We start from the raw sequence: 26,660 nt of genomic DNA, 5'->3' as shown, positions 1-26,660 counted from the left end.
TAAGCAAATCAGCCGGTTATCGAAGATTTCAGCGAACCGTCAGTCTATTGGTTGTCGGTAGCGTACATGGTCTGCTTGTACACGGCCTTCTCTTTCTGCTTACGCTTGGTAACAGAAGGCTTCTGGAAGAACGTGCGACGACGCAGCTCTTTCAGCACGCCCGTGCGCTCAAACTTTTTCTTAAAACGCTTCAGAGCCCGGTCTACCGACTCGTTATCCTTAATCTGGACGATGATCATATGTTCAATGGAGTTGAAAATTCGCTGTAAAGGGTGGCAAAGGTAAGCACAGTTTTTTATGATTTCAAAACGAGTTGCTTATGATTCCTTCTACGCACCGGTTGTAAGGTGAGTTTAGACTTTCCAAACCGTATAAATCAGCCTTTCAGGAGCGTACGGGCAATGACCAGCTTCTGAATTTCGGAAGTGCCCTCGCCAATCGTGCAAAGTTTGGCGTCGCGGTAGAATTTCTCCACCGGATAATCTTTGGTGTAGCCATAGCCGCCGAAGATCTGCACGGCTTCGTTGGCCGCACGCACCGCCACTTCCGAAGCATAAAGCTTCGCCATGGCCGATTCCTGCGTTACGTTCTGACCTAGGTCCTTTAGCGTAGCGGCGCGGTAGGTGAGCAGCGACGCCGCTTCTATCTCCGTTGCCATATCGGCTAGCTTAAACGAAATTCCTTGGAAGTTCGAAATTGGCTGGTTGAACTGGTGCCGCTCCTTTGAGTACTGCGTAGCAGCTTCCAGGGCGCCCTGTGCAATGCCCAGCGAAAGCGCTGCGATAGAAATCCGGCCGCCATCCAGCACCTTCATCGACTGAATGAAACCATCGCCGACCTTACCTAGGATGTTCTCTTTCGGCACGCGGCAATCGGTGAAAATCAGCTCGGTGGTTTCGGAAGCACGCATACCTAGCTTGTCGGATTTCAGGCCGTGGGTAAAGCCTTCGGTTGGCTTTTCAATCACGAAAGCTGTCATGCCGTGCGAGTCGCCTACTGCGCCGGTGCGGGCAATAACGACGGCGATGTCGCTGCTTTTGCCGTGGGTAATAAAGTTCTTGGCGCCATTGAGCACGTAATAATCGCCATCTTCCACGGCTACTGTGCGCATGTTGCCAGCATCCGAGCCGGTGTTGGGCTCAGTGAGGCCCCAAGCGCCGATCCATTCGGCCGAGGCTAGCTTGGGCAGCCACTTGTGCTTCTGCTCCTCGGAGCCAAACTGTAGGATGTGGCCCGTGCAAAGCGAGTTATGGGCGGCCATCGACAGGCCAATGCTGCCATCAACCTTGGACAGCTCGGCAATGGCCGTCACGTATTCCGCGTAGCCGAAGCCGGAGCCGCCGTATTCCTGCGGCACGAGCACGCCCATCAGACCTAGCTCGCCGAGTTGCTTGAAGATGTGAACGGGAAATTCCTGACTGTTATCCCAGCGCATCATATCCGGTTTGATATGTGTGGCGGCAAAGTCGCGCACCATGTGGGCAATCATGGTTTGGTTTTCAGTGGCTACTGATTCCATAATAAAGAGAACTGGTTTGGGTGGACAGTACGGCGGGAAGTGGGTGGGTGCCGTACTGGAGCGGTGAAGATACCACTTTGGCCGTCGGGAAGCCAGCGCGTTAAGCAGCAGGATGTGAGGCACGTATTTTGAAAGGGCGTGCCGATTCGGTTACTTTGAAGGTTTTTCAGGAAAAATTGAGGGTTACGACTGGTTTTTTCCTGGGCCTTCGACTATAAATCCGGCTTGGCCGGCCTGCATGCAACAATCCGTCTTTTGCCGCCTTCTGCGCCTTTGGCTCCTGTGCGTCCCGTTCGCGTTTTTGGCTTCTTCCTGCGCTAAGTCTATCTACTATCGTCAGAATATCCTCTTCCGCACCACTGGTGGAGAGGGCATTGATACCACTCGGCTGCGCGCCGTCGTGAATCGGGCCGAACGCAACTACCTCATTCAACCGAATGACTACCTGCAAATCCGCGTTTTTACCAACAATGGGGAGCGGATTCTGGATCCGAACGGGGAGCTGCAATTTGGTTCGCCCGGCGGCCTGGGTGCGAGCGGCAGCCGAACAACGACCAGAACCGGCGCCACGGGTGGCGCAGCTTCCACGGGCTCGGAATTCTTGGTGCAGGTAGATGGTTATGTGCGGCTGCCGCTGGTTGACCGGGTGAAGGTGAGCGGATTAACCCTGCTCGAAGCGGATAGCCTGCTTCAGGTGCGGTACAATGAATTCTATAAAGGGTCGTTTGTTGATACCCGCGTCACTAACAACCGCGTTATCGTGCTGGGTACTCCCGGCGGTAGAGTGGTTCCGCTGGAGAATGACAATGTGAACCTGCTGGAAGTATTAGCACTGGCCGGAGGCATCGATGGCGGAGCCGGAAGCTCCGCCAGAAGTGGCGGCAAAGCCAACAACATTCGCCTGATCCGGGGTGACTTGAAAAACCCGCAGGTACAGATAATTGATCTAACAACTATCGAAGGAATGCAGCGGGCCAGCCTGCAAGTGGAGCCCAATGACATTGTCTACATCGAGCCCATTCGCCGTCCTTTTTTCGAAGCGCTTAATGATGTTAGTCCTATCCTAGGTTTGGTAAGTAGCCTGGCGGGCGTAACTACTACTATTATTTATCTGACTCTGATTCGCTAAAATACGGAGCCTCAGCAACTAGTTCTTTGCCGTTAAGGTTTAGAGTACTTGAGCTGGCAGGTAGGTGAGGAGCTTTTTTAACCTTACCACGATTGATACATTACTTAAATCGTTGACTTCAAAAATAGATGGCAGCAAACGAAAACACCGAGCTTGAGGAGCTTATTCGCGGTGCGGGTGGCAGCGAAGCAGAGGTGGAAGACGACGGTGGGGCCGGACTGGATCTGGTCACGCTGTTGTTGGTAGCACGCCGTAGCTTGGTTTGGGTTCTGCTGCTGATTGCCCTGGGGCTGGCTGGTTCGTGGCTGTACCTGCGCTATACCAAACCCGTGTATCAATCGTCTTCGCTCCTGAAGATAGATGAGAAAACGGAGGCTGGCGCCCTAGGTCTAGGTGGTGCAATCGGGAGTGGTGATGTTCGTCCCAGCTCCAGCAAGCTTTCCGGCGAGGTAGAGTTGATTAAGTCTAATATCATCTATGCGCACCTGGTAGATTCGCTGGCACTGGATGTAAATTATTACGTTGAAGGCACTGTATTAGAAAGCGAACTTTATGGCATTTCACCCTTCAAGGTGACGTATAAAGTGAAGGAAGGCAGCCTCTATAACACGAGGTTCGATGTTGTTTTCTTGAACGCGCAGCAGTTTCGGCTGTCTTACAACCATCAGGGTCAGGAGGTAAGCGGCGAGTATCGCCTTGGGCAGCCTATAACAACGCCGGCGCTGGAGCTGCAGCTGACCGCAACCCCCTGGATGAGCCAGAATGTGCCGGGTAAGAAATATTACTTTCTCATCAACGATGGGGGCACGATAGGCAACTACCTGAACAAAGGGTTGAACGTGCAGATCGTGAATCCGGATGCGAATACCATTCAGATTTCTTTTACTGACTTCAATCCTGTAAAGGCTCAAGCTATTGTGAATAAAGTAGATACGGTGTATCTGCGGGAAAAGCTAGCGCAGAAGCAGGAGGCTACGCAACGGCAGCTCAGGTTCTTGGATACGCAGCTCATCGAGAACAAAGACAGCTTGCAGGGCGCGGAGGAAAACCTGAAGCGTTTCTCCCGTCAGAACAAGACCTACGACGTTCGTTCCGACATGTCTGCTATTACAAGTAAGCTGGTGGAGCAAGAAAAGGCGCGCTTACAGCTGGAGCAGCAGGCAGATCTGTTAGATGAGATTGCCGCTCTCATCGAGCAGGATCAGATAACCAGCAACGAGGAAGCGAGCATCGCGGAAAGCATTCCGGGGCTGAACCGCTTAGGTGACGAGCAAATTGCGCAGCAGGTGACCAAGCTGAATGACTTGCAGTGGAACTTGCGGCGCGTGCTGCGCTCCTACCAGCCAACAACCTTCACGGTGCAGCAGCTACAAGCCGATCTGAGGTTAGCCAAGAACAGCACCCGACGCTTGATTCAACGGAGTCGGCGCTTGTTGCAGCAGCAGCTCAACGACATGAACCGGGAGCGAGATGCCTTGAACGCGCAGTTGCAACAGTTGCCGGAAATAGCAACCCAGCAAACCCGGTTGCAGCGGCCTTACAACCTGTATGAGAAGACTTACCTCATGCTGCTGGATAAGAAAATGGAGTTCAGCATCGCCAAGGCAGGCGCCACCGCCGACTTCCAGATCCTTTCTCCCGCCAGCGGGCCTAGTGCGCCTATAGCGCCTGTCCGAATGATGGTTTATGCCATTGGCTTGGCCGCTGGTATTATGCTAGGACTAGGAGTGATAGCCGTGCGGTATTTCATGCACAATACTGTCACTAGCGTGCGTGAGCTGGAACGGTCTACCACGGCGTCGGTGCTGGGCGTGATTCCGACCTACGACAAAGAAAAGATGAGCGTCTCGAAGCTCGTCGTAGATAGAAGCCCAAAATCGGCTATTTCGGAATCTATCCGCTCAATTCGTACCAACCTGGACTTTATTAGTTCGGCCAAGAAGAAGCGGCTGATTTCGATTACTTCCACGATTTCCGGCGAAGGGAAAACCTTCGTGACGGTAAACCTAGGTGGCATCATTGCGCTTTCCGGTCAGCGAGTCGTTATTCTGGATCTGGACATGCGCAAGCCCAAGGTGAACCTAGCTTTTGGCGCCGAAAACGTGAAAGGCGTCAGTACCATTCTGATCGACAAGCATTCCATTCAGGAGTGTATTCAGCACACGACCATTCCTTCGCTGGATTTCATCTCAGCCGGGCCAACGCCCCCGAACCCATCAGAGCTGATTCTGAATGCGCGCTTCGATGAAATGCTGACCGAGCTGTACCAGGATTACGACGTTATCCTGATTGATACACCGCCGGTGGGCTTAGTCACGGATGGTATTCTGATTATGCGCAAAGCCGATATTCCGATCTATATCGTGCGGGCGAACTACTCGAAGAAGGCTTTCCTGAAGAATATCAACAAGCTTATTCGGGCCAACAACTTCACCCGGCTTTCTACCATTCTCAACGATGCTCAGGCGAGTGGCCTTTATGGCTACGGTTATGGCTACGGCTATGGCTACGGCTACGGGCAGGGTTATTACGACGAAGTCAAGCCTGCCGAGGGATTAGTGCAACGTTTGAAGAAGCAATTCTCGTAGTTGCTTAGAATTTCCGCCCTTCTTACTCCCACCCACCCGCTTTCTGTTTGATTTATGGGGTCATTCCTGCAAAGGATTTTTGGCCGGTCGCTCGCATCTGTAGCGCCCGTGCCGGATCTGGCTGCCTTGGAGGTAGATATGCATTCGCACCTGCTGCCTGGCTTGGATGATGGCGCCGAAGCCTTGGAGCAATCGGTGGAGCTGGTGCGGGCTATGCAAGAGCTAGGGTATCGTAAGCTGGTGATGACGCCCCACGTAATGGGCGATTTTTATAAAAACACGCCGGCTGCTATTCAGGCGGCGCTGGTGGGCCTGCGCGAAGCTGTAGCTATCGCCGGTATCACGGATATAGAGCTGGCTTGCGCGGCGGAGTACTACTTGGACGAATGGTTTGTGCAAAAGCTGGAAAATGGGGAGGAATTGCTCTCGTTCGGCGGCGCCAAGCGCTACGTACTAATTGAGACTTCCTACATTAATGAGCCCTTCAACTTCCAGGAAATCATCTTTCAGCTGAAGTCGGCGGGCTACCAGCCGGTGCTGGCGCACCCGGAGCGCTACACGTTTCTCTACGACAACTTCCCGGCGCTGGAGAAGATGCGCGCCAACGACATCTTGCTGCAAGTCAACCTGAACTCGTTGGCCGGCTATTATTCGCGAGGCGCCAAGCGCGTGGCGGAGAAGCTGATTGATGCTGGCCTGGTGGATTTGCTGGGCACTGACGCACACAATCTTAAGCATACGGCCACGCTGCGCGAAAAAGTGTTATCAGCTGAGTATCTGCGCAAAGCGTTGGCGCTGCCTCTGCTTAATAGTTCGTTGTAGTAGCGGCTGCCTGTTAGCACCTAGCTAAGAATTGCTGATTCCTGCTTACCTATGTTGAGCGCCTAAGTACTGCGCACCAGCAACCACGCACGAATACAATCAAGTACGAACGATGATTTTTGTTACAGGCGGCAGCGGACTACTTGGAAGCTTCTTGTTGTCGGCGCTGCTCGCACAGGGCCACAAAGTGCGGGGCCTGTACCGCCAACGGGTTCCGGCTATTCCAGCGAGTGAAAACCTGGAGTGGATAGAAGGTGACCTGCGCGATACGGTGCTGCTGCGCCAGGCGCTGGTAGGCGTTACGCACGTTTTTCATTGCGCCGGCCTGGTCTCGTATGCGCCTCAGGATGAGCAGGCACTACAGCAAACCAACGTGGAAGGCACCATGGCCGTGGTCGATGCTTGTCTGGAGCGGCCGGGCCTGCGGCTCTGCCATGTTTCGTCGGTGGCGGCCCTGGGCCGACCAAGCGGAGAGCCGGAAACCGCGGTGCCCGGACCAATAACCCTGAATGAGGATGCCAAGTGGGACCTAGGTGCCGAGCATCCGGCCTATGCTACGTCGAAATACCTGGCCGAGCTGGAAGTGTGGCGGGGCGTTTCGGAAGGGTTAGCGGCCGTCATCGTGAATCCGTCGGTGATTCTGGGACCTGCCGATTGGGAGCGGAGCAGCACCCGACTTTTTCACTACGCGTACCAGGAACACGCTTTTTACACGCCCAACACCCTGAACCTGGTGGACGTGCGCGACGTCGTGGAAGCCATGCTGCGCCTGACGCTGCAAACTAACATTAGTGGCCAGCGCTACATTCTGAACGCTGGCGCTTTACCTCTGCAAGAGTTCCTAGGTCAGGCGGCGGCCTGCTTTCATAAGAAGCCGCCCACAGTGGCCGTGCCCGAGTGGGCGGCGGAGTTGATCTGGCGCTTCGAGCACGTACGGTCTGTGCTGACAAATGTCCGGCCGCTCATCACCAAAGACACGGCCCGTGCCGGCCGCCGGGCTACCATTTACGACACCCAAAAAGTACAAGCCGCGACCAACCTAGCTTTCCGGCCACTGGCCGAAACAATTGAATGGTGCTGCGCGGGCCTGCAACCGAACTAGTGATGCTCCGGTTCGGTTGTTGTATCTTAGGCCGTACTTCTATAATATTAGAAGTACGCTTGATAACACCCGTGATGCCTGCCGTTTTGGCGGCCTTGCGCTGATTGTAGCCGAATGAGAATGAACGACAATTTTGAGGATCGGGACGAGGTGCTGAATAGCGTGCGCCGTTTTGAACGCATGGTTGCCAGCAACGAAACCGTGTTTTTTGATCTGGCCGATTTTGAAAACATCATCGACCACTATACCACTAATACGCAGTACGAAAAGGCCTTACAAGCTTGTGAAGCCGCTATTGCGCAGTACCCGTTCAGCACCGAGCTACTCATCGACCGCTCGCAGGTGCTGGCGATGAAAGGAGAGTATACGGCCGCTGCTCAGCAGATTGAGGACGTGGCCCACCTCGACCCCACGAACCCGGATGTGGCCGTTACGCGGGGCATTATTGCCACGCAGCGCGGGGAATTCGAGAAAGCAGTGGCATTCTTTCTGGATGCGGCCGCCCACTCGCCCGACCGTGACGATATTTACTTCAACCTAGGTCTGGCTTACCAAAGTTGGCAGAAGTATAAGAGCGCTGCCAAATATTATAAAATGAGCCTGCGCCTGAACGCCGAAAACGAAGTGGCCGTGAATGAGCTGCTCTACTGCCTGGAAGTTTCGGGACGGCTGGAGCAGAACATCGATTTCTTCAAGCGCTTCACCGACGACGATCCGTATTCGGCGCCGGCCTGGTACAACCTAGGTCAGGCGTATTATCGGCTGGAAAAGTACGACGATGCCGTTGCGGCCTTTGAGTACGCTATTCTGATCGACGCCAAGTTCTACGATGCGCATGCTTTTCTGGCGAGCACCTACGTGAGCCAGGAAAAGTACGAGGAAGCCATCAAGGAATTTCACCTCAGCTACGACGAGAAGCACCCAACGGCCGAAGCATTCTGCAACATCGGGGAGTGCTACGAAAAGCTAGGTGACTGGAATCAGTCGCGCCGTAACTACCAGCGAGCCATCGACATAGATGCTACGCTGGACGAGGCTTGGTTCGGAATTGGCGTTATCCTGAATGCGCAGGAGCGTTGGTTTGAAGCCATTCACTTCTTCCGCAAAGCCGTTACGCTGTACGAAGAAAGCCTGGAATACTGGCTGGCCCTGGCCGCCGCCGAGTACCAAGTGGGCAACGTGGTAAGCTCGCTGGAATGCTACGAGCGCGCCGCCCAGGTAGCCCCCGATAACAAGGATGTCTGGCTCAACTGGAGCATTATTCTCTACGAGCAGGGCAACTACGATGGCGCTATTGATTTGATGCGTAACGCGGTAGAAGTGCAGCCGAATGAGGCTGAGCTATACTACCGCTTGTGCGCGTATCTGCTGGCAGCGGGCCGTTACCGGGAGGCGTACTACTACCTGGAAAACGCTCTGACGCTGGACTTCAGCAAGCACCGGCTACTATTCGAGTACTTCCCGGAGCTAGAGTCGCAACGTGCGCTAACGCGGCTTATCGAGCAATATCGCAAGTAAGAATTTCAGGGCCTTCGCTACTTGGGGTCGTGGGAAGCTGGTTCGTTCTGCTTGCGTGCAGAGCGGCACCTAGGTTCCCACGACCCCAAGCTACTTTTCGAGCGGTTATAAAATTCGGGCGTACTTTTGGGTCTGGCATTCGATCAATTCAAGAACCAAGCCTCTCAGTACCTAACACCCCACGTATGAATTATCACCTCAACGACCTGCCCGAACGTACCAGCAAGCCCCGCGAACAGGGCTATACGATGGTGATGGACAAGGGCTTAAGCATCCGTGAAACCGAAGATTTTCTGGAAGTAGGCGCACCCTACGCTGATATCGTAAAGCTAGGTTGGGCTACCTCCTACGTAACGCCTAATCTGAAGCGCAAGCTGGAAGTGTACAAGGCAGCTGGCGTACCCGTGTACTTCGGCGGCACGTTGTTCGAGGCGTTCATCATCCGGAACCAGTTCGACGACTATCGGCGGCTGCTTTCCGAATTTGGAATGGAGTACGCGGAAGTATCGGATGGCTCGCTGGACCTGAACCACGACCAGAAACTGGAGTACATCCGGACCTTGTCGAAGGAGGTGAAGGTGTTGTCGGAGGTAGGCTCGAAAGATGCGGAAAAGATCATCCCACCCTACAAGTGGATTTCGCAGATGCAGACTGAGCTGGAAGCCGGGGCCATCAAGGTAATCGGGGAGGCCCGTGAGGCCGGCAACGTTGGCTTGTTCCGGAGCACCGGTGAGGTGCGCTCGGGCCTCGTGGAAGAAATTCTGACCAAGGTGCCGGTGGAGAAAATCCTGTGGGAAGCCCCGCAAAAAGCGCAGCAAGTGTGGTTTATTAAGCTGCTAGGGGCCAACGTAAACCTAGGTAACATTGCGCCCAATGAAGTGGTAAGCCTGGAAACTATCCGTCTGGGCCTGCGCGGCGACACGTTCACGCACTTCCTGGACATGGACAACGTGGATGAGATGTTCAAGCCTGCCAAGCCTACCGGCAAACCCGGTACTTCGATGCCCCGCGGGTAAGAGGATCTTCATCAGAATAAAACAAAAAGAGCTACTGCGCCAGCAGTAGCTCTTTTTGTTTGTGCTTGAGCTAGGCAGACAATAGGAAAAAACAATGATCAATGGAATATTTACAATAAATCCTGCTAAATTTTAAAAACAGATATACTTTATAAAGACTATTTCGTACGTTTATTCTGTTCAGACCATCACCTAACTCTATTAGTATGAAGCACTTGCTACTCTCCCTAGGAATTTCACTGCTTGGCCTGCCAGCGTATGCGCAGTTTACGCAGACGTTCACCGGCGCACTGATGCTCACCGACCCCGCTATTCCGGGTGACCGGCTGTTTCGCGACGCTGTGCCTTCTGCTTGTGGCACAAACAAGGCCTATCCAGGCACATCGGCGGGCTCTACGGGTGTCCACTACGACACATACACGATCAGAAACGCCAGCACGACTACTACGTCGTGCGTTACGGTTACGCTCACATCGGCCTGCTCGGAAAGCACGACTAACGCCCTCATCTTTGGCTCGGCTTACACAACCAGCTTCGTGCCTACCAACCTGGCTACCAACTACAAGGGTGATATGGGCAGCAGCCCGGTAGGAGCAACTTCGACGCCAATGGGAATCAATCTGACACCTGGCCAAACCGTGGTATTGGTAGTAAGCGGCGTAACAGCAACCTCTACGTGCAGCTCGTATACGTTGTCCGTCAACTCGACCACCGTGCTGCCGGTTAGCAAAAACATTGAGGCAAAAGTTGCGCTGGCAGCTTACCCCAATCCGGTGCAGGATGTACTACATATCGAGGCTGCTAAGTCCGGTACGTACACGCTCTACAACGCAACGGGTAAGGCCGTGAAGAAGCTCACCGAAGGCGAAGTTTCGGTGCGGGATCTGCCCGCGGGCGTGTACATGCTTCAGCAGAACGAAACGCAGGTAATGAAGCGCATTGTGAAGCTCTAAAACCTAGGTAAGCGTATCTAATTCTGACGTCCTGTTGCTCGGATATCTCTCTGAGCGGCAGGACGTCTGTTTGTGTGTGCTCAAGCAGTTGCGTAATCTGGCAACGGCCTAACTTAACCATAATCAAGTCCGTACAGCAGCAAAGCAGCTCATCAATTTGCTGCTTTTCCTGACTATGAAACGGACTTTCTCTTATTGCGCTTTCCTACTTCTGGCTGCTTGTAGCGGTCCTTCCAAAAAGGAAAAAGAAGAAGCGGCGGCTACCAACCCCGCCAAAACCATTGAAACCCCCGATGCGCAGGCCGTGCATCTGCCGGTGCCCTACGAAACAAAGTCGGTAACGAACCGCGTCAAAATTGTGGATTGGCCGGCTGGCAAAACGCCGGTTGTGCCTGCCGGTTTTAAAGTAGAAGAGTACGCCCGCGACCTGGACAGCCCGCGCTGGATGTACGTGCTGCCGAACGGCGACGTGCTGGTGGCCGAAGCCAATACGGTACCGACTACGGCCGTTAAGGAAACCATTGTGACGCTGAAGCTGGACCCGTCGAAGGCTTCGAGGGCCACCAGCGCCGACCGCATCACGCTGTTCCGCGACACGAACAAAGACGGCAAGCCTGATGTGCGCGAAACCTTCCTGGCGCACCTAGATCAGCCGCTCGGAATGCTGGCAATCGGCAATAATTTTTATGTAGCCAATACGGATGGCGTCATGCGCTTTCCCTATCAGCCGGGCCAAACGAAAATCACGGGCCACGGCAAGCAGATTCTGGATCTGCCCCGCGGCGGCTATAATAATCACTGGACGCGCAACCTGCTGGCAAGCCCCGATAATGCCAAGATCTACGTGACGGTGGGCTCAGGTAGCAACGTGATGGAGCATGGCCCGGTGAACGAAGCCCGCCGCGCTGATATCCTGCAAATCAACCCCGATGGCACGGGTGAGAAGGTCTACGCCAGCGGCTTGCGCAACCCCGTCGGGATAGATTGGCAGCCGGGTACCCAAACGTTGTGGGCCGCCGTGAACGAGCGTGACGAGCTAGGTGACGAGCTGGTGCCCGACTACCTGACCAGCGTGAAGGAAGGCGGCTTTTACGGCTGGCCTTACTCATATTATGGCCAGAACGAAGACCCGCGCCGCAAGGGCGAACGGCCCGATCTGGTGAAAAAAGCCATTGTGCCCGACGTGCCCCTGGGGGCGCACACCGCTTCGTTGGGGCTAGCTTTTTACACCAAAGATGCCTTCCCGGCCAAGTACCACAACGGCGCTTTCGTGGGGCAGCATGGTTCCTGGAACCGCTCTACTTTTTCGGGCTACAAAGTGGTGTTTGTGCCCTTTGAGAACGGGAAGCCCGGCAAGCCGGAAGATTTCATGACCGGCTTCCTGGCTGGCGGCGACTCGAAAGAAGCCTACGGCCGCCCGGTGGGCGTGCTAGCTCTGCCCGACGGCTCGCTGCTCGTGGCCGACGACGCCGGCAACCGCGTGTGGCGCGTGAGTGCTATTTGATTCGTTGATGAGTTGATTTGCTAACACAGAAATTGGCAAAAGTCAATACGAATCTATTTCGCTTTAGCAACTCGTCAGCATATCAACTCCTTAGCAAACCAAACTAATGTGATGCAACAGGCTGCCCTTTCCCGGCAGCCTGTTTTCTTTGTGGGATATTTGCCGGCTACGATCTACTCGTTTTCCTCACTTATTTCATTCAATGGAGCTAATCAAGCATTTTCTCGACATCATTCTGCACCTTGACGTGCACCTAAAGTTGCTCGTTGGTGAGTATGGCAACCTAATTTATTTGATTCTGTTCCTGATCATCTTCACCGAAACGGGTGTAGTGGTGTTGCCATTCCTGCCCGGCGATTCACTGCTGTTCGTGGCGGGTACGTTAGCGGCCCAGCCTGCACCTTCCGGTGAAGGCACGTTGCTAAACATTTTTTACCTGATTCCACTGCTGTTTCTTGCTGCTTTTATTGGCGACAATCTCAACTACTTTGTCGGCGACTATCTGGGGCCGCGTGTATTTCGAGAAGATTTTAAGTTTCTGAAGCGCAAGTATTTGGAGCAGACGCAGGCCTTTTATGCCAAGCATGGAGGCAAGACAATCATCATGGCTCGCTTTATCCCTATCGTGCGCACGTTTGCACCTTTTGTAGCAGGAGTAGGCACCATGAAGTATAGCTATTTCATCAGCTATAGTGTCCTCGGCGCCTTGCTATGGGTTATATCGCTGACCTTAGCGGGTTTTTTTCTGGGTAATTTTCCATGGGTACAGCATAATTTTACCTATGTTATCTATGGTATTATTCTTTTCTCAGTATTGCCTCCATTGTTTCAGTATTTGAAGCAAAAGCTGAGCAGCAGCCCTTCGGAAGCCTAGTCGGTGCCCGATACTAATTTCATCAAAACCGCCCCGCGTAATTGACCGGGGCGGTTTTTTTTGTTGCTTTAAGCTAGAATTAGCGGCGCTAGCCCCAGCATATGAGAGAATTCGGTCTTATTGGAAAATCCTTAGGTCATTCGTTTTCGCAGACGTATTTCACCCAAAAGTTTCAGAACCTGGATCTGACCGACTGCTCCTACGAGCTGTTTGAGCTGCCCGCCATTGCGGAGCTACCGGCGCTGCTGGCGAGTCGCCCGAACCTAGCGGGCTTGAACGTAACTATTCCGTACAAGGAGCAGGTATGGCCGTACCTGAGTGAAGTGGCGCCCTCAGCGGCTCGCGTGGGCGCCGTGAATGTGATTGAAGTAACCGAGGACGGCCGCTACATTGGGCACAATACCGACTATGTTGGCTTCAAGGAGTCGCTGGAGCGATTTTATCCGCACCGCAGCGAAAACGCGGCGGCTTTAATTTTGGGTACCGGCGGCGCTTCCAAAGCCGTGGAAGTAGCATTGCGGGACCTAGGTATTCGCTACTGGGTAGTGTCGCGCAACCCAATGGGCAGCGGCCTCACCTACGACGACCTGACGCCGGCCCTGGTAGGAGGGCACTCCCTGATCATCAACGCCACGCCGCTCGGCACCTACCCGCGGGTAGAGGAAAGCCCGGCGCTGCCGTACGCCGTTCTCTCGTCGCAGCACTACCTCTATGACTTGGTGTACAATCCCAGCGAAACCGAGTTCCTGCGCAAGGGCCTAGAAGCCGGTGCCCACACCCTCAATGGCTTTGAAATGCTCTGCCTACAAGCCGAAGCCGCCTGGAGGATTTGGAATAAAGAGTAACGGCTTTTGCTCCGTTACTCCTTTAAACGACAACAGCCACCCGTTGCGGGGTGGCTGTCGAAGGTTGCAAAAGGCGCGCAGGTAAAATTCTATTAACTCTCTATTTAGCAGCTAGCTTGCTGGCAATTTCGGCGGTATGACGGCCCTGGAAGAACGCGCCTTCCAGCTCGTTGGGGCTAGGTTGCCGCTCGCCCTGACCACCAGCTACGGTGCTGGCGCCGTAAGGCGTGCCGCCCGTTACTTCCTCGTGGCCCATCTGGCCCTGCCATGCGTAGGGCAGGCCCACTACTACAAAGCCGTGATGGAATAGCTCGGTGTGGAAGGAGCGAATGGTCGTTTCCTGTCCTCCGTGCTGAGTGGCGGTACTTACAAATACACTGCCTACTTTTCCGACCAGCGCACCCGTCGCCCACAAGCCGCCGGTGCTGTCCATAAAGGCCTGCATCTGGCCGCACAAGTTGCCGTAGCGCGTTGGAGTGCCGAAGATAATGGCATCGTACTCCGTCAGCTCGGCGGGCGAAACTACTGGGATATGCGCGAAAGCCTGCTGCGCGCCGGTAGCCCCGGTTTTGTCCAGCACCTCTTGCGGGAGAGTTTCCGGCACGCGCTTGATTACTACTTCATTATTAGGTACTTGTCGGGCTCCCTCTGCCACGGCTTCCGCCATTTTGTAGATGTGGCCATACGTGGAGTAAAACAGCACTAATGTTTTCATAGGATGAGCTTGGAGGTGAAAGTGAAATAGAAACTTTCTCGCCGTGTACGAATGGCTGAGCCGTGATGACGATGCAAATGTATGTATATACATTTAATGTACAAACATATTTTATAAATCTTTGTGCCTGAGCAAGCCTAGGTGGTAGCCTGAAGCTAGCTTTGCTGTTGGAGTGAGAAAGAAGAAGTAGTTGAGTAAGCATCAACTGAAGCCTTCGGAAAAAATCTGCGTGGCCAGTGCAACCTTTCCCGGCCGTGCCGGGCTCTTCCTGCCAAAGCCCAATGACCTAGCCATTTACTTGTGACTTTGATCTATCTAGCCGATCAGCGTATGCAGCAAAACTATCGGAGGAGAAAACCAGCCGGCCAGCAGTTCATTCCTGACTTAAACCACGGAGCCGGTCCGCAGCACCGGTCGTTGCGATGAGCGCGCCACTACCCGCCCTGAACACTATCGGCGGGCTGCGCCGGCTGTTGTCGCGCGACAGCGAGCCGACTGCTGCGGCTACCGGATCCATCGTTTCTTCGTCTGCTACCGTGCGCCAGCTTACTCCCTCATCCCCACTCAGCGAGGCCGAACTAATAGAGGGCTGCCTCGCCGGAAGCCGGGCCATGCAGAAGCAGCTATACGAGCGCTTTGCCGGGCGAATGATGGCCGTGTGCCTGCGCTATGCCCAGACTACGTTCGAGGCCGAAGATGTGCTACAGGAAGGCTTCGTGACGGTTTTCTCGAAGCTGAGCAGCTTCCGGCGCGAGTGCCCGCTGGAATTCTGGATCCGGCGCATCATGGTGAATGCGGCCCTGCGGCAGCACCGCCGCAACACGCCCCTGGTAGCCATGAGCGAGGGTGAGTACCCGGTCGATTTGCAGGATGAGGAGTTTACGCTCTCCAATTACGCGTTTGAGGAGTTGCTGGCGATGGTGCAGGATCTGGCGCCGCGCTACCGCATGGTGTTCAACCTGTTTGCCATCGAAGGCTACGGCCACAAGGAAATCGGCGAGCTGCTCGGCATTTCCGAAGGCACCAGCAAGTCGCAGTTTGCCCGGGCCCGGGCTATTTTAAAAACAAAATTAGAGCGCCTCGACGCGCATCGTACTAATGGAACCTTCCGCTAACCAACCGTCTGCTGATCAGCCAAAAGGCGACTTGGAACACCTGTTCCGCCAGAAGTTTGCCGACGCTGAGGTGATGCCCCGACGCAACGTGTGGGAGCAGATAGATCATGAGCTGCTGGTGCAGCAGAACGAAACGTACCGGCGCCGCCTCGGGCAGCACCGCTGGCTGGCCGCGGCTTGTCTGTTGCTGCTGATGGCGGCCGGTCTGTGGATGTTGAAACCTGGCTTCCGGCACGAAGCTGCAACGCCTTCCGTGGCTCAGCAGGCTGCGAGCAGTGAGACCGGACAGGGAAACTCCGCAACTGCTGCCACGGCTGATGCCGCGCTGGCTGCGCAAGTGCGTCCCGATGCGGTATCAGCTACTGCTGCTCCGGCAAACCAGGCATTAGCAATATCGGCTGGCGCTACTTCGCCGGTGGCTGCCGACGCCGACGAACCTAGGTTTGACGCTCCTGCGAACTTGGCCGATGAGTCAGCTGCGCTGGCGTTCAGCTCAGGAGCTAACCGTTTCTACAGCGGCTCGGTGGACCTAGGTTCACGGGCGCAAGCTCCTGCATTTGCCCGCCACGCTGCGCTGGGTGGCTACACCAGTGGCTTCCGCGCCGACGAGCCAGCCCAATCCCACAGCTTGCTGCCCGAGCTGCTGCTGAGCAGAATGGCAAGCCTGCTCGGTGCCGCGAGCGGAAGCAGCGCCCCCCAGCAGTTGCCACTAGATACGTTGCACAAAGCCACCCTGCCAGCCGGTCCGCCAATGCTGGCGCTGCAAGACGTAGAGCCGGAACCGAAGCCTCGCTCCGCTGGTCGGCTGTGGCGCCTGAGCGCCAGCGTAGCGGCGGCGGCGTACAACCCCAACATCAACTTCAGCCGCAGTGGCAACATCTCTAATGGATTAGCCTATTCGGCGGGGCCGATGGATTTTCAGAACGTGAAGAACGCCAGCCAGGCAGCGCTCTACGAGCAGGCCGCTACCGAGTACCGGCAGCACCTGGAGTCGCGGCCCGGCCTGCGCGGAAAGCTAGGTATTGCACGGCCGCTGGGTAAGCGCTGGGAGCTAGCTACCGGCGTGGAGGTGGCGCAACTAGCGGCTGTCTCGCAGTTCAACGTTGTTACGGCCGCCTACTCGCGCTCCGCTAACGCGTTTACGGGTAGCAATGCTGCTTATAGTCAAAGCCTTACATCCAATGCTAATAGTTTTCAAGGCGGCACGACTGCCACGCGCTACCGTTATACCTCGGCGGGCGTGCCGGTAAGTGTGCGGTACGGCTCGCCCAAAAATGGCCTTTCGCTCTACGCCAGCCTGGGCGCAGCCGTGAACGTGCTGCTGGGCAGCCGCGTGGAGGTGGCAGGTGCTTCGGAAGCTACGCGCACCTACTCGGTAAGCTCCTCCGATTCGCCGTACCGGAAGGTGCTGGCCTCGTTGCGCGGCGGAGCCGGCGCCCGCTACCGCGCCCCCGACGGCCAATGGAGCGTGCTGGTTGGACCGGAGGCAGAGCTAGGTCTGACAACGCTGAATGCCGATCCGGCGCAGCGCTTCCTCAAACGGTCGCGGCCGTACTCGGTGGGGCTGGCTACGAGCGTGGAGTTCGGCGGCGGCAAACAAGCGGTAAGCCGGTAGTTTTAGATGACGCTTATGAAACTTCGTTATTATCTGCTAAGTGTTATCCTAGGTTTTTCGGCATGTTCAAAAAGCACGTCGGATGAAGTAGGCGGCAGCGGCTGCATTGAGCAGGTAGCCGTTGCACCGACGGAGCATGAAATAAGCGCAGCCAACTACACGAAGGCGACCAGCTTATTTCAGCAAAACAACATTTCGCTTACCAACCTGCGAATCACGCGCTTTCTGGAAGACGATATTGTTCTGAACGGCGTGACTAATCATCACGTGAATGTGTCGGTTACGCAGTACCAAAACACCCTGCCTTTCTTCACCGGCACGATCATCTACGCCTTCAAAAACGGCCGCTTAAACTTTACAGGCGGTGAGAAGCTGACCACTGACATCAGTGCGACGCCTACGCTGTCGTTGGCGGCCGTCCGGTCGTTGTATTTCGATGAATTCAGAAAGTACAGCCAGCAGGGTTCCTATCTGAAAGTAGAAGACTTCCTCAATAAGTGCCTGACGGCGGAGCTAGGTTACTACAACTATCGGGGCGTTGGTATGCCCAACAAGACGGTGCGAGCCTGGCATATTTTGCCAAAAGGCAAGAGCTACCCGGAAGCGTATATCGCTGATAGTGATGGTAGCACGATCTACTTCTTTGATGGGGTGGTAAGTGCTGGGCCGAAATAGCAGGCTTTTTTGCCGTGAATCCGCAGTAGAGGCTTACTCAGCAGTAACCCTCATTATTAAAATAAGTCAGAAGAACACTGGCCGTGAAGGAAGACGGACGTTGTTAAACGCACTATCACCTATTTACCTTCTAACTCAAGCTCTCATGCGTCACAACTATTTCTTGGTGTTAGTACTGCTCCTGTTTACGCTGGTAAGCTGCCAGAAAAATACTGTAGAGCCGAAAGAGGAGGCTAAGTTTGTGCCGGGCGAGCTGGCGATAGGCACGCGGGAAACCGCTACAGTAGCGCAAACTTGTCAACTGCTTAACAGCTATAATCTGTCTATTCTCTCCGTTTCGGTGCCGCATTATGTTTCTACGCTGCCCCTCGATAGCCTGAAGTATGTTGAGCGCATCCTGAACACCAAACCTTACATCAACGGCGACGGGTGGAGTGCCAAGGTCTTACCGAATAATCAAAATAACACCCTGTTTACCAATTTGCGCTTGATGAACATGTCCTTGGCTAATCAGCAGGATTGGCTAGCTACCATGCAGCAGTTGCGCTTACAAGAACAGCCTCAGCTATATACCTCATACCTGTTGAAAGTGCCGGTAGGGGAGGAAAAGAAATGGTTGGCCGAACTCCAGCAGCAAAGCATTGTGCGTTGGGTAGAGCTGAATTATTACGTGGACATTCAACTGCATAGGTAGACCAAACGCTAAATACCAGAAGAAGCTCGGTTTCAACCGGGCTTTTTTATTTCTGCGGAAACCACTGTTAGCTGAACGGGGTTATCATAGGCTGGCTATTTTGCCAACTAAAAGCTAGCTCAGCTAACTTTATCCCTGCATGGAATATCAACTAACCTCGGAGTTCAAACCCACTGGCGACCAGCCCCAAGCCATTGCGCAGCTGCTGCAAGGCATCAACAATGGCGAGCCGGCGCAGGTGCTGCTCGGCGCGACGGGCACGGGTAAAACCTTCACCATGGCCAACGTCATTGCCCAGTCGGGCAAGCCGGCCCTGGTGCTGTGCCACAACAAAACCCTCGCGGCCCAGCTCTACGGCGAATTCAAGGCATTTTTCCCCAATAATGCCGTCGAGTACTACATCAGCTACTACGACTACTACCAGCCCGAGGCCTACATTGCCAGCACCGACGTTTTCATCGAGAAGGACCTAGCTATCAATGAAGAGATTGAGAAGTTGCGGCTGCACACGACTTCGTCGCTGATGAGCGGGCGGCGCGACGTGATTGTAGTGGCTTCGGTCTCATGTATTTACGGTATCGGCAACCCCGCGGAGTTTGGCAAGAACGTTATTTACCTGGCGCCGGGCCTGAAGTATTCGCGCAACAACCTGCTCTACCAGTTCGTGCAGATTTTGTACTCGCGGACGGAAGTAGAATTCACGCGCGGCACGTTCCGGGTGAAGGGCGACACGGTAGACATCTTCCCCGCCTACGCCGACTTTGCCTACCGCATCTACTTCTTCGGCGACGAAATCGAGAGCATCCAGAAGATTGACCCGGCCAGCGGCAAGAAGCTCGCCGACGAGCAAAACGGTGTGACGCTTTACCCCGCCAACCTCTTCGTAACGGGGAAAGATACTTTGCAGCAAGCCATCTATGAGATTCAGAATGACATGGTGGCCCAGCATGCCTATTTCGAAAAGGAGGGGCGCGACTCGGAGGCCAAGCGCATCATGGAGCGCACCGAGTTTGACCTGGAGATGATTCGGGAGCTAGGTTACTGCTCGGGCATCGAGAACTACTCGCGCTACTTCGACCGTCGCCAGCCCGGCGCCCGGCCGTTCTGTCTGCTCGACTACTTCCCCGACGACTACCTGATGGTGATTGACGAAAGCCACGCCACCATCCCGCAGATCCGGGCCATGTGGGGCGGCGACCGCAGCCGCAAAACGGCGCTGGTGGAATACGGTTTCCGCTTGCCTTCGGCCATGGACAACCGACCGCTGACGTTCAACGAGTTCGAGAGCATGTTCCGGCAGGCCGTGTACGTGTCGGCCACGCCATCTGACTACGAGCTGACCCAGGCTGCGGGGGTCGTGGTGGAGCAGATTATCCGTCCGACTGGCCTGCTTGACCCGGAAATCGACATTCGGCCCAGCGTGAACCAGATTGACGACCTGCTCGACGAAGTGGATGAGCGGGTAAAGATGGGCGACCGGGTACTGGTGACCACGCTTACCAAGCGCATGGCCGAAGAACTGAGCAAGTACATGGACCGCTTGGGTATCAAGGTCGAATACGTGCACAGTGAGGTGAAATCCCTCGACCGGGTGGAGATTCTGCGGCGCTTGCGCCTCGGTGAAATCGACGTGCTGATTGGGGTAAACCTGCTACGCGAAGGTCTTGACTTGCCGGAAGTTAGCTTAGTGGCTATTCTGGACGCCGACAAGGAAGGCTTCCTGCGCGACCAGCGCAGCCTGATTCAGACGATGGGCCGCGCCGCCCGGAATGACCACGGCAAAGTGATTATGTACGCCGACCGCATGACCGGCTCCATGCAGCGCGCCATCGACGAGACGAACCGCCGCCGTGCCGTGCAGATGGCCTACAACGAAGCCCACGGCATCACGCCGCGCACCGTGAAGAAGTCGCGCGAGGCGATTATGGGGCAAACTTCGGTGGCCGACATGCGCAAGATCGATCCGCAGGCGTACGTCAGCCCCGAAGCATCAGGCGATACGATGACCCTAGCCGCCGAGCCCATCATCTCCACGATGAACCGGGCCGAGCTGGAAAAGGTCATCAAGAAGACCGAGAAGCTGATGGAAGGCGCCGCCAAAGACCTCGACTTCCTGCAAGCCGCCAAGTACCGCGACGAGCTAGCTCAGCTTCGCCAGATGCTGAAGTCGAAGCGGGATTAGCAGCTGGTTTTATTGGTATACTAAAATGGGGTATCGTGCTCCGGGATTGAGTGTCAACTTATCCTGGGAGCATGGTACCCCTTTTTGTGATGCTGGTAAGCCGTTGATCTTTCTACAGAATAAACTGGACAATCCGAGTCATTCTGCTAGCTTTAGTCCCGAATCTGGTTAATGTAAGTAGTTGACTTACCGTTGTCTATGTATACTCCGCCTCCCGCGCACCATGAGCAACGATACGGCGAAGATCTTGCCTTGTGGCAAGCCTTTCGGGCGGGGCAGCGCGAGGCGTTGGGAGTGTTGTTCGACCGCTACGCGCAACAGCTTTTCGCCTACGGACACCAGCTGGTGAGTGACCCGGAAATGGTGAAAGATGCCATCCAGACGGTATTCGTGCACCTATGGATGTGGCGCGCAAACCTAGGGGAGGTAGTCACGGTGAAGTTTTACCTGTACCGCAGCCTGAAACGGGAGCTGCTCAAAACAGCGGCAGCACCTAGGTTGCGCCTAGAAAAGATGGAGGCGTACGAGCCCTCCATTGAGCAGCAGCTGGTAAAGGTTGAGGATGAGCACCACGTTGCCGCTAAGCTGAATTCTTCCCTTGAGCAGCTTTCAAGCCGGGAGAAGGAGATTATCAACCTGAAGTATTTCAGCAACTTCAAGATTCGGGAAATTGCTGATTTGCTTCACCTTAGCGAGCAAACCGTTTCTAACTTATTGCACCGCGCCCTGAAAAAGCTGCGCAAGTCGGTGGTGCTTGGGCTGGTGTTTTGGCTGTGGCGTATTTGGGGTTAGGTTTCTGTCATTCCGAGCAGCGCGAGGAATCTGAATCAGCGACCTAGGTGATTGGCTCAGGTTCCTCGTCTCTGCTTGATGCGCAGAATGCTCGGAATGACAGGGGCTTAGAAAAAAAGTTAGGCCAAACGTGGTAGAAAAAAACAGGGGCTATCTCTTCTTTACTACCAACGCCTACTAGCCGCAACTCTGCGGCGGCGCGGTGCTTTCCGATGCCCGACTACCTTCACTTCGTCGCCGAAGACTTTGCGCAGGATGACTTTTTCGTCCGTTGGGTGCTGCTGCCCGATGCGGAAACGGAAACGTTTTGGCAGAATTGGCTGAGCACCTACGCATTCCGGCGGGACGAAGTGGAAGCGGCGCGCCACCTCGTGCTAGCCCTGCACCAGCTGCCGCAAGTGCGACTGGCAGCAGGCGAAAAGATGGCCTTGAAGCAGCGTATCTTCGACGAGATTGAGGCCCAGGAACAGACAGCTCAAGCGCCGGTTGTGCGCACGCTGCGACGAGCTACCTGGCAATGGGCGGCCGCGGTGCTGCTGCTCGGCTTGTTGGTGGGTGGCTGGCAGCTGTGGCAAGCGCGTCAGATCAAGCCTGCTATTTCTTACCTAGCTCAGGTGAAGGCACAAACAGCTGACTCGCTGAGAGAAGTAGCCAATAATACCAACGATACGCACCTGGTCGCGCTGCCCGATGGCAGCACCGTACTGCTGCGCCCGCGCAGCCGCCTGGCATTCCCGACGCGCTTTGAGGGGCTTAGCCGTACCGTTTACCTCGATGGCGCGGCGTTCTTCGAAGTGGCCAAAAATCCGAGCCGGCCTTTCTTCGTGAATACGGCCCACCTTGTCACGAAAGTGCTCGGTACCAGCTTTGAAGTGCAGGCTAGGTCAGCCGCGCCGCGCGTGGTAGTGACGGTGAAAACCGGCCGCGTGTCGGTGTACCCGCAGAACAGCGAAGGGGCGCTGGCCCAAAGCCGCACCCGCAAGCTGGAAGGCTTCGTGCTCGTGCCCAACCAGCAGGCCACTTACCGGCTTGCCGATCAGAAGCTGCTGCGGACGCTACTGCCACAGCCTAGCCTGCAAGCTGTCGCCAATCGTGCTGTTTTTGAATACATCGAAACGCCTCTGAGCGAAGTGTTTACGCAGCTGGAACAAGCCTACGGCGTGCATATCGTGTACGATGAAGCCGTGCTCGGCAACTGTCCGCTCACGGCGTCCTTCACTGATGAGCCGCTATTCGAAAAGCTAGGTCTGATCTGCAAAGCGGTGCAAGCCAACTACGAAGTGCTCGACGCGCAAATCGTAGTGACGGGCGCTGGTTGTAAATGATTTTTCGCTGCTGTTATGATGCCTTCCGCAAACGTTTGCTGCTGCTTATCCGGCTGAAAACCTAGCTGGTAGAGTAGCGCGGACTTTGTCGTCCGCGCCTGATTTCGCACGGGCGCGGACTACATAGGCCGCGCTACTAGTTGTCTTCCCTCCAAAACCTCCATACCGTATGTTCCAAAACCTACTCGACCAAAAGCGGCTCACGAAGCTGCTGTGGCTTTCCGCTCTGTTACTGGTGGTTGGTGTGTGTGGCGAGGTGGGCGCGACGCCTCGCTCCGCGCAGGATGCCATGAACCGGCGTATCAATCTGCAAATCAATAATCAGGAGTTGAAAACGGCGTTGCGCCAGATCAGCCAGCAGGCCGACGTGAAGTTTGTGTACAGCTCCCGCCTCATCAATACGCAGCAGAAAGTGACGCTGCAAGCCCGCGAGCAGCGCCTGGATGAAGTGCTGAACCAGCTGCTCACGCCGCTCAACCTAGCTTTCGAAGTGCTGCAAAACCAAGTGGTTATCAGCCGGGCCGAGACGATGGGCGCGGTGGCACCGCCCAGCACCTTGGAGGCGCACAACTCGCCGCTGCCGGTAGCCGTGACCGTGACGGGCCGCGTGACGCAGGCCAATGGCGAAGGGCTGCCCGGCGTGACGGTGCTGGTGAATGGAACCAGCAACGGCACCTCCACCGACGTCACCGGCAACTTCACCCTGGCCTTGCCCGAGGCCAACGCTACCCTGACAATTTCGGCCATCGGCTTTATCACGCAGGAGGTGCCGCTGCAAGGCCGCACTCAGGTCACGGTGGTGTTGCAAACAGATGTGAAATCCCTGGATGATGTGGTAGTCATCGGCTACACCACCCAGCGCAAAGCTGACCTAACCGGTGCCGTGTCGCAGATAAATCAGCGCGATATTGCCAACCTGCCGGTGACCAGCCCGAGCCAGATTTTGCAGGGCAAAGCGGCCGGCGTGACCATCACGCAGCAAACCGGCGCGCCGGGCGAAAACATTGCCGTGCGCATCCGTGGCATCGGCACCATCAACGATAACGACCCGCTCTACATCATCGACGGCGTGCCGACCAAGACCGGCATCAACCAGATTTCGCCTAATGATATTGAGAGCATCAACATTCTGAAGGACGCTTCTTCAGCGGCCATTTACGGCGCGCGGGCTTCAAATGGTGTAGTCATCATCACCACAAAGCGCGGCAAATCGGGCAAACCTAGGTTGAGCGTCAGTGCCTACGGTGGGGTGCAAACGGCTTCTAACCTGATCAAGATGGCCAACACCAGCCAGTACGTGGCGGCCTACAACGTGGCGGCGCAGAACGATGGTAGGGACCAGATTCCGGCGAATGTAGCCGCGACCTTGCCCAACGTGAACTGGCTGAAGGAAGTGCTCAAGCCCGCCCGGCAGTACAACGTGCAGATGGACGTGAGCGGCGGTAGTGAGAACTCACAATACATTGTGTCAGGAAGTTACCTCACGCAGGATGGCCTGATTAAGAACTCGTCTTTCGACCGCTACAACCTGCGTACGGCCGTGAACACGACGTTGTCGAAGTACGTGAAGGTGGGCACCAACGCTAACCTCTCGTACAACAAAACCCGGCAGGTAGGCACCTCCGGCGACGGTTTTGGCGACGGCAACCCTGGGGCTAGCATTGTGCGCTACGCGCTGTTTCGCACGCCGGGCACGCCGGTTTACAACGCGCAAGGCCAGTTCGTGGATCTGCCCCGGACTCCGGACGGCAACCTAGCTACTGGTTTTCTGGGCGACGGCATCAATCCCGTGGCCCTGGCTGACGCCGCCGACCGCAACTTCAACCGCTACTCGCTGCTGGGAAATGCCTACGTGGAAGTCACGCCCATCGAGCGCCTGCGCATCCGCTCCGATTTCGGCGCGACCTTCCTCATCACCGATTACAAGCAGTTTTTCAAGACGTTTGGCATCGACCGCTCCTTCAATTCGCCTGCCCAGCTGGCGCAGTCGAGCACCAAGGAATTCAACTACAACTGGACGAATACGGCCGTTTACGACCTGCCCATCGGCAACAGCACCTTTAGCTTTCTGCTTGGTACCGAAGCCATTAAGAACAATGTGGAGGCTATATCGGCTTCGCGCCGGGGCTACGTCGATCAGTCGTCTACATTCCAGTACCTCGACAGCGGCACGGGCGTGCAGCAGAACGGTGGGAATTCGGCCCACTCGGCGCTGTTCTCGGGTTTTGCCCGCGTGAGTTACGACTACAACAGCCGCTATCTGGCCAGCTTCAACTTTCGGCGCGACGGTTCCTCGCAGTTCCTGCCGGGTCGGCGGGCTGAGAGCTTCTACTCGGGCTCGGTGGGCTGGAACCTAGCCCAGGAAGAGTTTATGCAGGGCGTGTCGGCTTTGTCGCTGCTGAAGCTGCGGGCGAGCGTGGGCCAGCTGGGCAACTCCAACATCGGCAATTACCCCTATGCCTCGCTGGTGGGCGGCAACTTTTACTATCCGTTCGGCGGCGTATCTACGCAGGGCTTGAGCATTGTGAGCAAAGGCAACCCGAACATCAAATGGGAAACCAGCACGCAGAGCAACTTCGGCCTCGACCTAGGTGTGCTGGAAGGCGCCTTGCAGCTGTCGGTGGATTATTTCATCAAGAACACCTCGAATGTGCTGCTGAATCTGCCCCAGCCCAGCAGCGCCGGCAACGGCGGCAACCCGGCCGTGAATGCCGGCAAAATCCGCAACCAGGGCTTGGAGGTGGAGCTGAGCTACCGCAACACCATCGGCAAAGACTGGAGCTATAACGTGACCGGCAACCTAGCTACCCTGCGCAATGAGGTGGTGTCGCTGGGTGACGCTACGCCTAGCCCCGGTGGCCGCGTCGATAACAATTATAACTCCACGCTGACCGCTATAGGTCACCCGATTGGCTCGTTTTATCTGCTGCAAAAAGAAGGCATTTTCCAGAATGCGCAGGAGGTTTTTACCCACGCGTATCAAGGCCCAGGTATTCAGCCGGGCGACGTGAAGTTCAAGGATCTTAGCGGCCCCGATGGCGTACCCGACGGCGTTATCGATGAAAAGGACCGCACCTTTGTGGGTAGCCCCATCCCGAAGTTAACCTACGGCCTGACGGGCAACCTGCGCTTTAAGAGCCTGGATTTGAGCTTGTTTTTTCAGGGTGTGCAGGGCAACAAGCTTTACAACCAGGTAAACTCTGATATCGAAGGCTTCTACCGCGCCTTCAACCTGACGGAGCGCGCTGCCACCCATTACTGGACCGGCGAAGGCAGCACCAACGAGTATCCGCGCCTGACGTGGACCGGCGCTTCCAACAACAAACAGCCCTCCGACCGCTTCCTGGAAGATGGCTCTTACCTGCGCCTGAAGAACCTACAGCTCGGCTACACCTTCGGGGATAAGCTGCTGACGCCCATCAAAGTGTCGTCGGTGCGGCTCTTTGTCAGTATTCAGAACCTGCTGACGTTCACCAAATACTCCGGCCTCGACCCCGAGCAGGGCACCAACAGCAACTCCCTCGGCGACGGCGTGCGCGCCGTGGGCATCGACTTCGGTACCTATCCTTCGGCCCGCACCTTCACGGCCGGCATCAATGCTAGCTTCTAATTGGTTTCTGGTTGTTCGTTTTTGGTTTTTGGTTGAGAGGTCTCACCTCTCCGGCTAAAAACCAAAA

Annotated in this window: 21 protein-coding genes; 18 read left to right on the top strand and 3 right to left on the bottom strand. The window is 55.6% G+C overall.

What is annotated here, in order from left to right:
• Window positions 1–44 precede the first annotated feature (44 nt).
• A complete protein-coding gene (gene rpsU / locus IEX74_RS03175) occupies window positions 45–239 on the bottom strand; it encodes a 30S ribosomal protein S21 (RefSeq protein WP_086592655.1) in 195 nt (64 codons plus the stop codon).
• A 137-nt stretch (window positions 240–376) separates the two neighbouring features.
• Window positions 377–1,519: an acyl-CoA dehydrogenase family protein gene (locus tag IEX74_RS03170; protein ID WP_188810833.1), complete on the bottom strand. Its 1,143-nt coding sequence runs from the start codon at window positions 1,517–1,519 to the stop codon at window positions 377–379.
• Between the two features lie 301 nt (window positions 1,520–1,820).
• Between IEX74_RS03170 and IEX74_RS03165 the strand changes: the two genes are divergently transcribed.
• The 10 genes from IEX74_RS03165 (at window position 1,821) to IEX74_RS03120 (ending at window position 13,870) form a co-directional block, all read left to right on the top strand.
• Window positions 1,821–2,648: a polysaccharide biosynthesis/export family protein gene (locus IEX74_RS03165; protein WP_229755095.1), complete on the top strand. Its 828-nt coding sequence runs from the start codon at window positions 1,821–1,823 to the stop codon at window positions 2,646–2,648.
• Window positions 2,649–2,776: 128 nt separating this feature from the next.
• Complete coding sequence (locus IEX74_RS03160) at window positions 2,777–5,236, top strand: GumC family protein (RefSeq protein WP_188810829.1); 2,460 nt, start codon at window positions 2,777–2,779, stop codon at window positions 5,234–5,236.
• 54 nt (window positions 5,237–5,290) lie between these two features.
• Window positions 5,291–6,058 (top strand): tyrosine-protein phosphatase, encoded by a 768-nt coding sequence (locus tag IEX74_RS03155; protein ID WP_188810827.1) that lies wholly within the window; start codon window positions 5,291–5,293, stop codon window positions 6,056–6,058.
• Window positions 6,059–6,170: 112 nt separating this feature from the next.
• Complete coding sequence (locus tag IEX74_RS03150) at window positions 6,171–7,160, top strand: NAD-dependent epimerase/dehydratase family protein (protein ID WP_188810825.1); 990 nt, start codon at window positions 6,171–6,173, stop codon at window positions 7,158–7,160.
• 120 nt (window positions 7,161–7,280) lie between these two features.
• Window positions 7,281–8,678 (top strand): tetratricopeptide repeat protein, encoded by a 1,398-nt coding sequence (locus tag IEX74_RS03145; protein ID WP_188810823.1) that lies wholly within the window; start codon window positions 7,281–7,283, stop codon window positions 8,676–8,678.
• 185 nt (window positions 8,679–8,863) lie between these two features.
• On the top strand, window positions 8,864–9,694 hold the full coding sequence (locus IEX74_RS03140; protein ID WP_188810821.1) for a phosphosulfolactate synthase: 831 nt from the start codon (window positions 8,864–8,866) through the stop codon (window positions 9,692–9,694).
• A 206-nt stretch (window positions 9,695–9,900) separates the two neighbouring features.
• Entirely contained in the window at window positions 9,901–10,647 is a 747-nt protein-coding gene (locus IEX74_RS03135; RefSeq protein ID WP_188810819.1) for a T9SS type A sorting domain-containing protein, read from the top strand.
• Between the two features lie 175 nt (window positions 10,648–10,822).
• On the top strand, window positions 10,823–12,151 hold the full coding sequence (locus tag IEX74_RS03130; RefSeq protein WP_188810817.1) for a PQQ-dependent sugar dehydrogenase: 1,329 nt from the start codon (window positions 10,823–10,825) through the stop codon (window positions 12,149–12,151).
• A gap of 202 nt (window positions 12,152–12,353) precedes the next feature.
• Entirely contained in the window at window positions 12,354–13,025 is a 672-nt protein-coding gene (locus IEX74_RS03125; protein WP_188810815.1) for a DedA family protein, read from the top strand.
• A gap of 101 nt (window positions 13,026–13,126) precedes the next feature.
• Window positions 13,127–13,870: a shikimate dehydrogenase family protein gene (locus tag IEX74_RS03120; RefSeq protein ID WP_188810813.1), complete on the top strand. Its 744-nt coding sequence runs from the start codon at window positions 13,127–13,129 to the stop codon at window positions 13,868–13,870.
• A 100-nt stretch (window positions 13,871–13,970) separates the two neighbouring features.
• On the opposite strand, the gene wrbA is transcribed toward IEX74_RS03120, so the two are convergent.
• Window positions 13,971–14,585 carry an NAD(P)H:quinone oxidoreductase gene (gene wrbA, locus IEX74_RS03115; protein WP_188810811.1) on the bottom strand — a complete coding sequence of 205 codons (615 nt, stop codon included), beginning with the start codon at window positions 14,583–14,585 and terminating at the stop codon, window positions 13,971–13,973.
• 422 nt (window positions 14,586–15,007) lie between these two features.
• Here wrbA and IEX74_RS03110 point away from each other — a divergent pair, with 422 nt between their 5' ends.
• From IEX74_RS03110 to IEX74_RS03075, 8 genes are all read left to right on the top strand, one after another.
• Complete coding sequence (locus tag IEX74_RS03110; RefSeq protein ID WP_188810809.1) at window positions 15,008–15,700, top strand: RNA polymerase sigma factor; 693 nt, start codon at window positions 15,008–15,010, stop codon at window positions 15,698–15,700.
• Window positions 15,684–17,315: a hypothetical protein gene (locus IEX74_RS03105; protein WP_188810806.1), complete on the top strand. Its 1,632-nt coding sequence runs from the start codon at window positions 15,684–15,686 to the stop codon at window positions 17,313–17,315. The genes IEX74_RS03110 and IEX74_RS03105 overlap by 17 nt, the downstream gene beginning before the upstream one ends.
• A 15-nt stretch (window positions 17,316–17,330) precedes the next feature.
• Window positions 17,331–17,990 (top strand): hypothetical protein, encoded by a 660-nt coding sequence (locus IEX74_RS03100; protein ID WP_188810804.1) that lies wholly within the window; start codon window positions 17,331–17,333, stop codon window positions 17,988–17,990.
• Between the two features lie 145 nt (window positions 17,991–18,135).
• Window positions 18,136–18,684 (top strand): hypothetical protein, encoded by a 549-nt coding sequence (locus tag IEX74_RS03095; protein ID WP_188810801.1) that lies wholly within the window; start codon window positions 18,136–18,138, stop codon window positions 18,682–18,684.
• A gap of 139 nt (window positions 18,685–18,823) precedes the next feature.
• Window positions 18,824–20,866, top strand: coding sequence for an excinuclease ABC subunit UvrB (gene uvrB, locus IEX74_RS03090; RefSeq protein ID WP_188810800.1), 2,043 nt, complete (start codon window positions 18,824–18,826; stop codon window positions 20,864–20,866).
• Between the two features lie 198 nt (window positions 20,867–21,064).
• On the top strand, window positions 21,065–21,658 hold the full coding sequence (locus IEX74_RS03085; protein ID WP_188810798.1) for an RNA polymerase sigma factor: 594 nt from the start codon (window positions 21,065–21,067) through the stop codon (window positions 21,656–21,658).
• Window positions 21,659–21,870: 212 nt separating this feature from the next.
• Window positions 21,871–22,983, top strand: coding sequence for a FecR family protein (locus IEX74_RS03080; RefSeq protein ID WP_188810796.1), 1,113 nt, complete (start codon window positions 21,871–21,873; stop codon window positions 22,981–22,983).
• Window positions 22,984–23,152: 169 nt separating this feature from the next.
• Complete coding sequence (locus IEX74_RS03075) at window positions 23,153–26,593, top strand: TonB-dependent receptor (protein WP_188810794.1); 3,441 nt, start codon at window positions 23,153–23,155, stop codon at window positions 26,591–26,593.
• The last annotated feature ends 67 nt before the right edge of the window (window positions 26,594–26,660 follow it).

Source organism: Hymenobacter cavernae (genome assembly GCF_014641455.1).
Classification (GTDB): Bacteria; Bacteroidota; Bacteroidia; order Cytophagales; family Hymenobacteraceae; genus Hymenobacter; species Hymenobacter cavernae.
The sequence above is the reverse complement of the archived record's forward strand: the minus strand, read 5'-3'. Positions and strand labels throughout refer to the sequence as shown.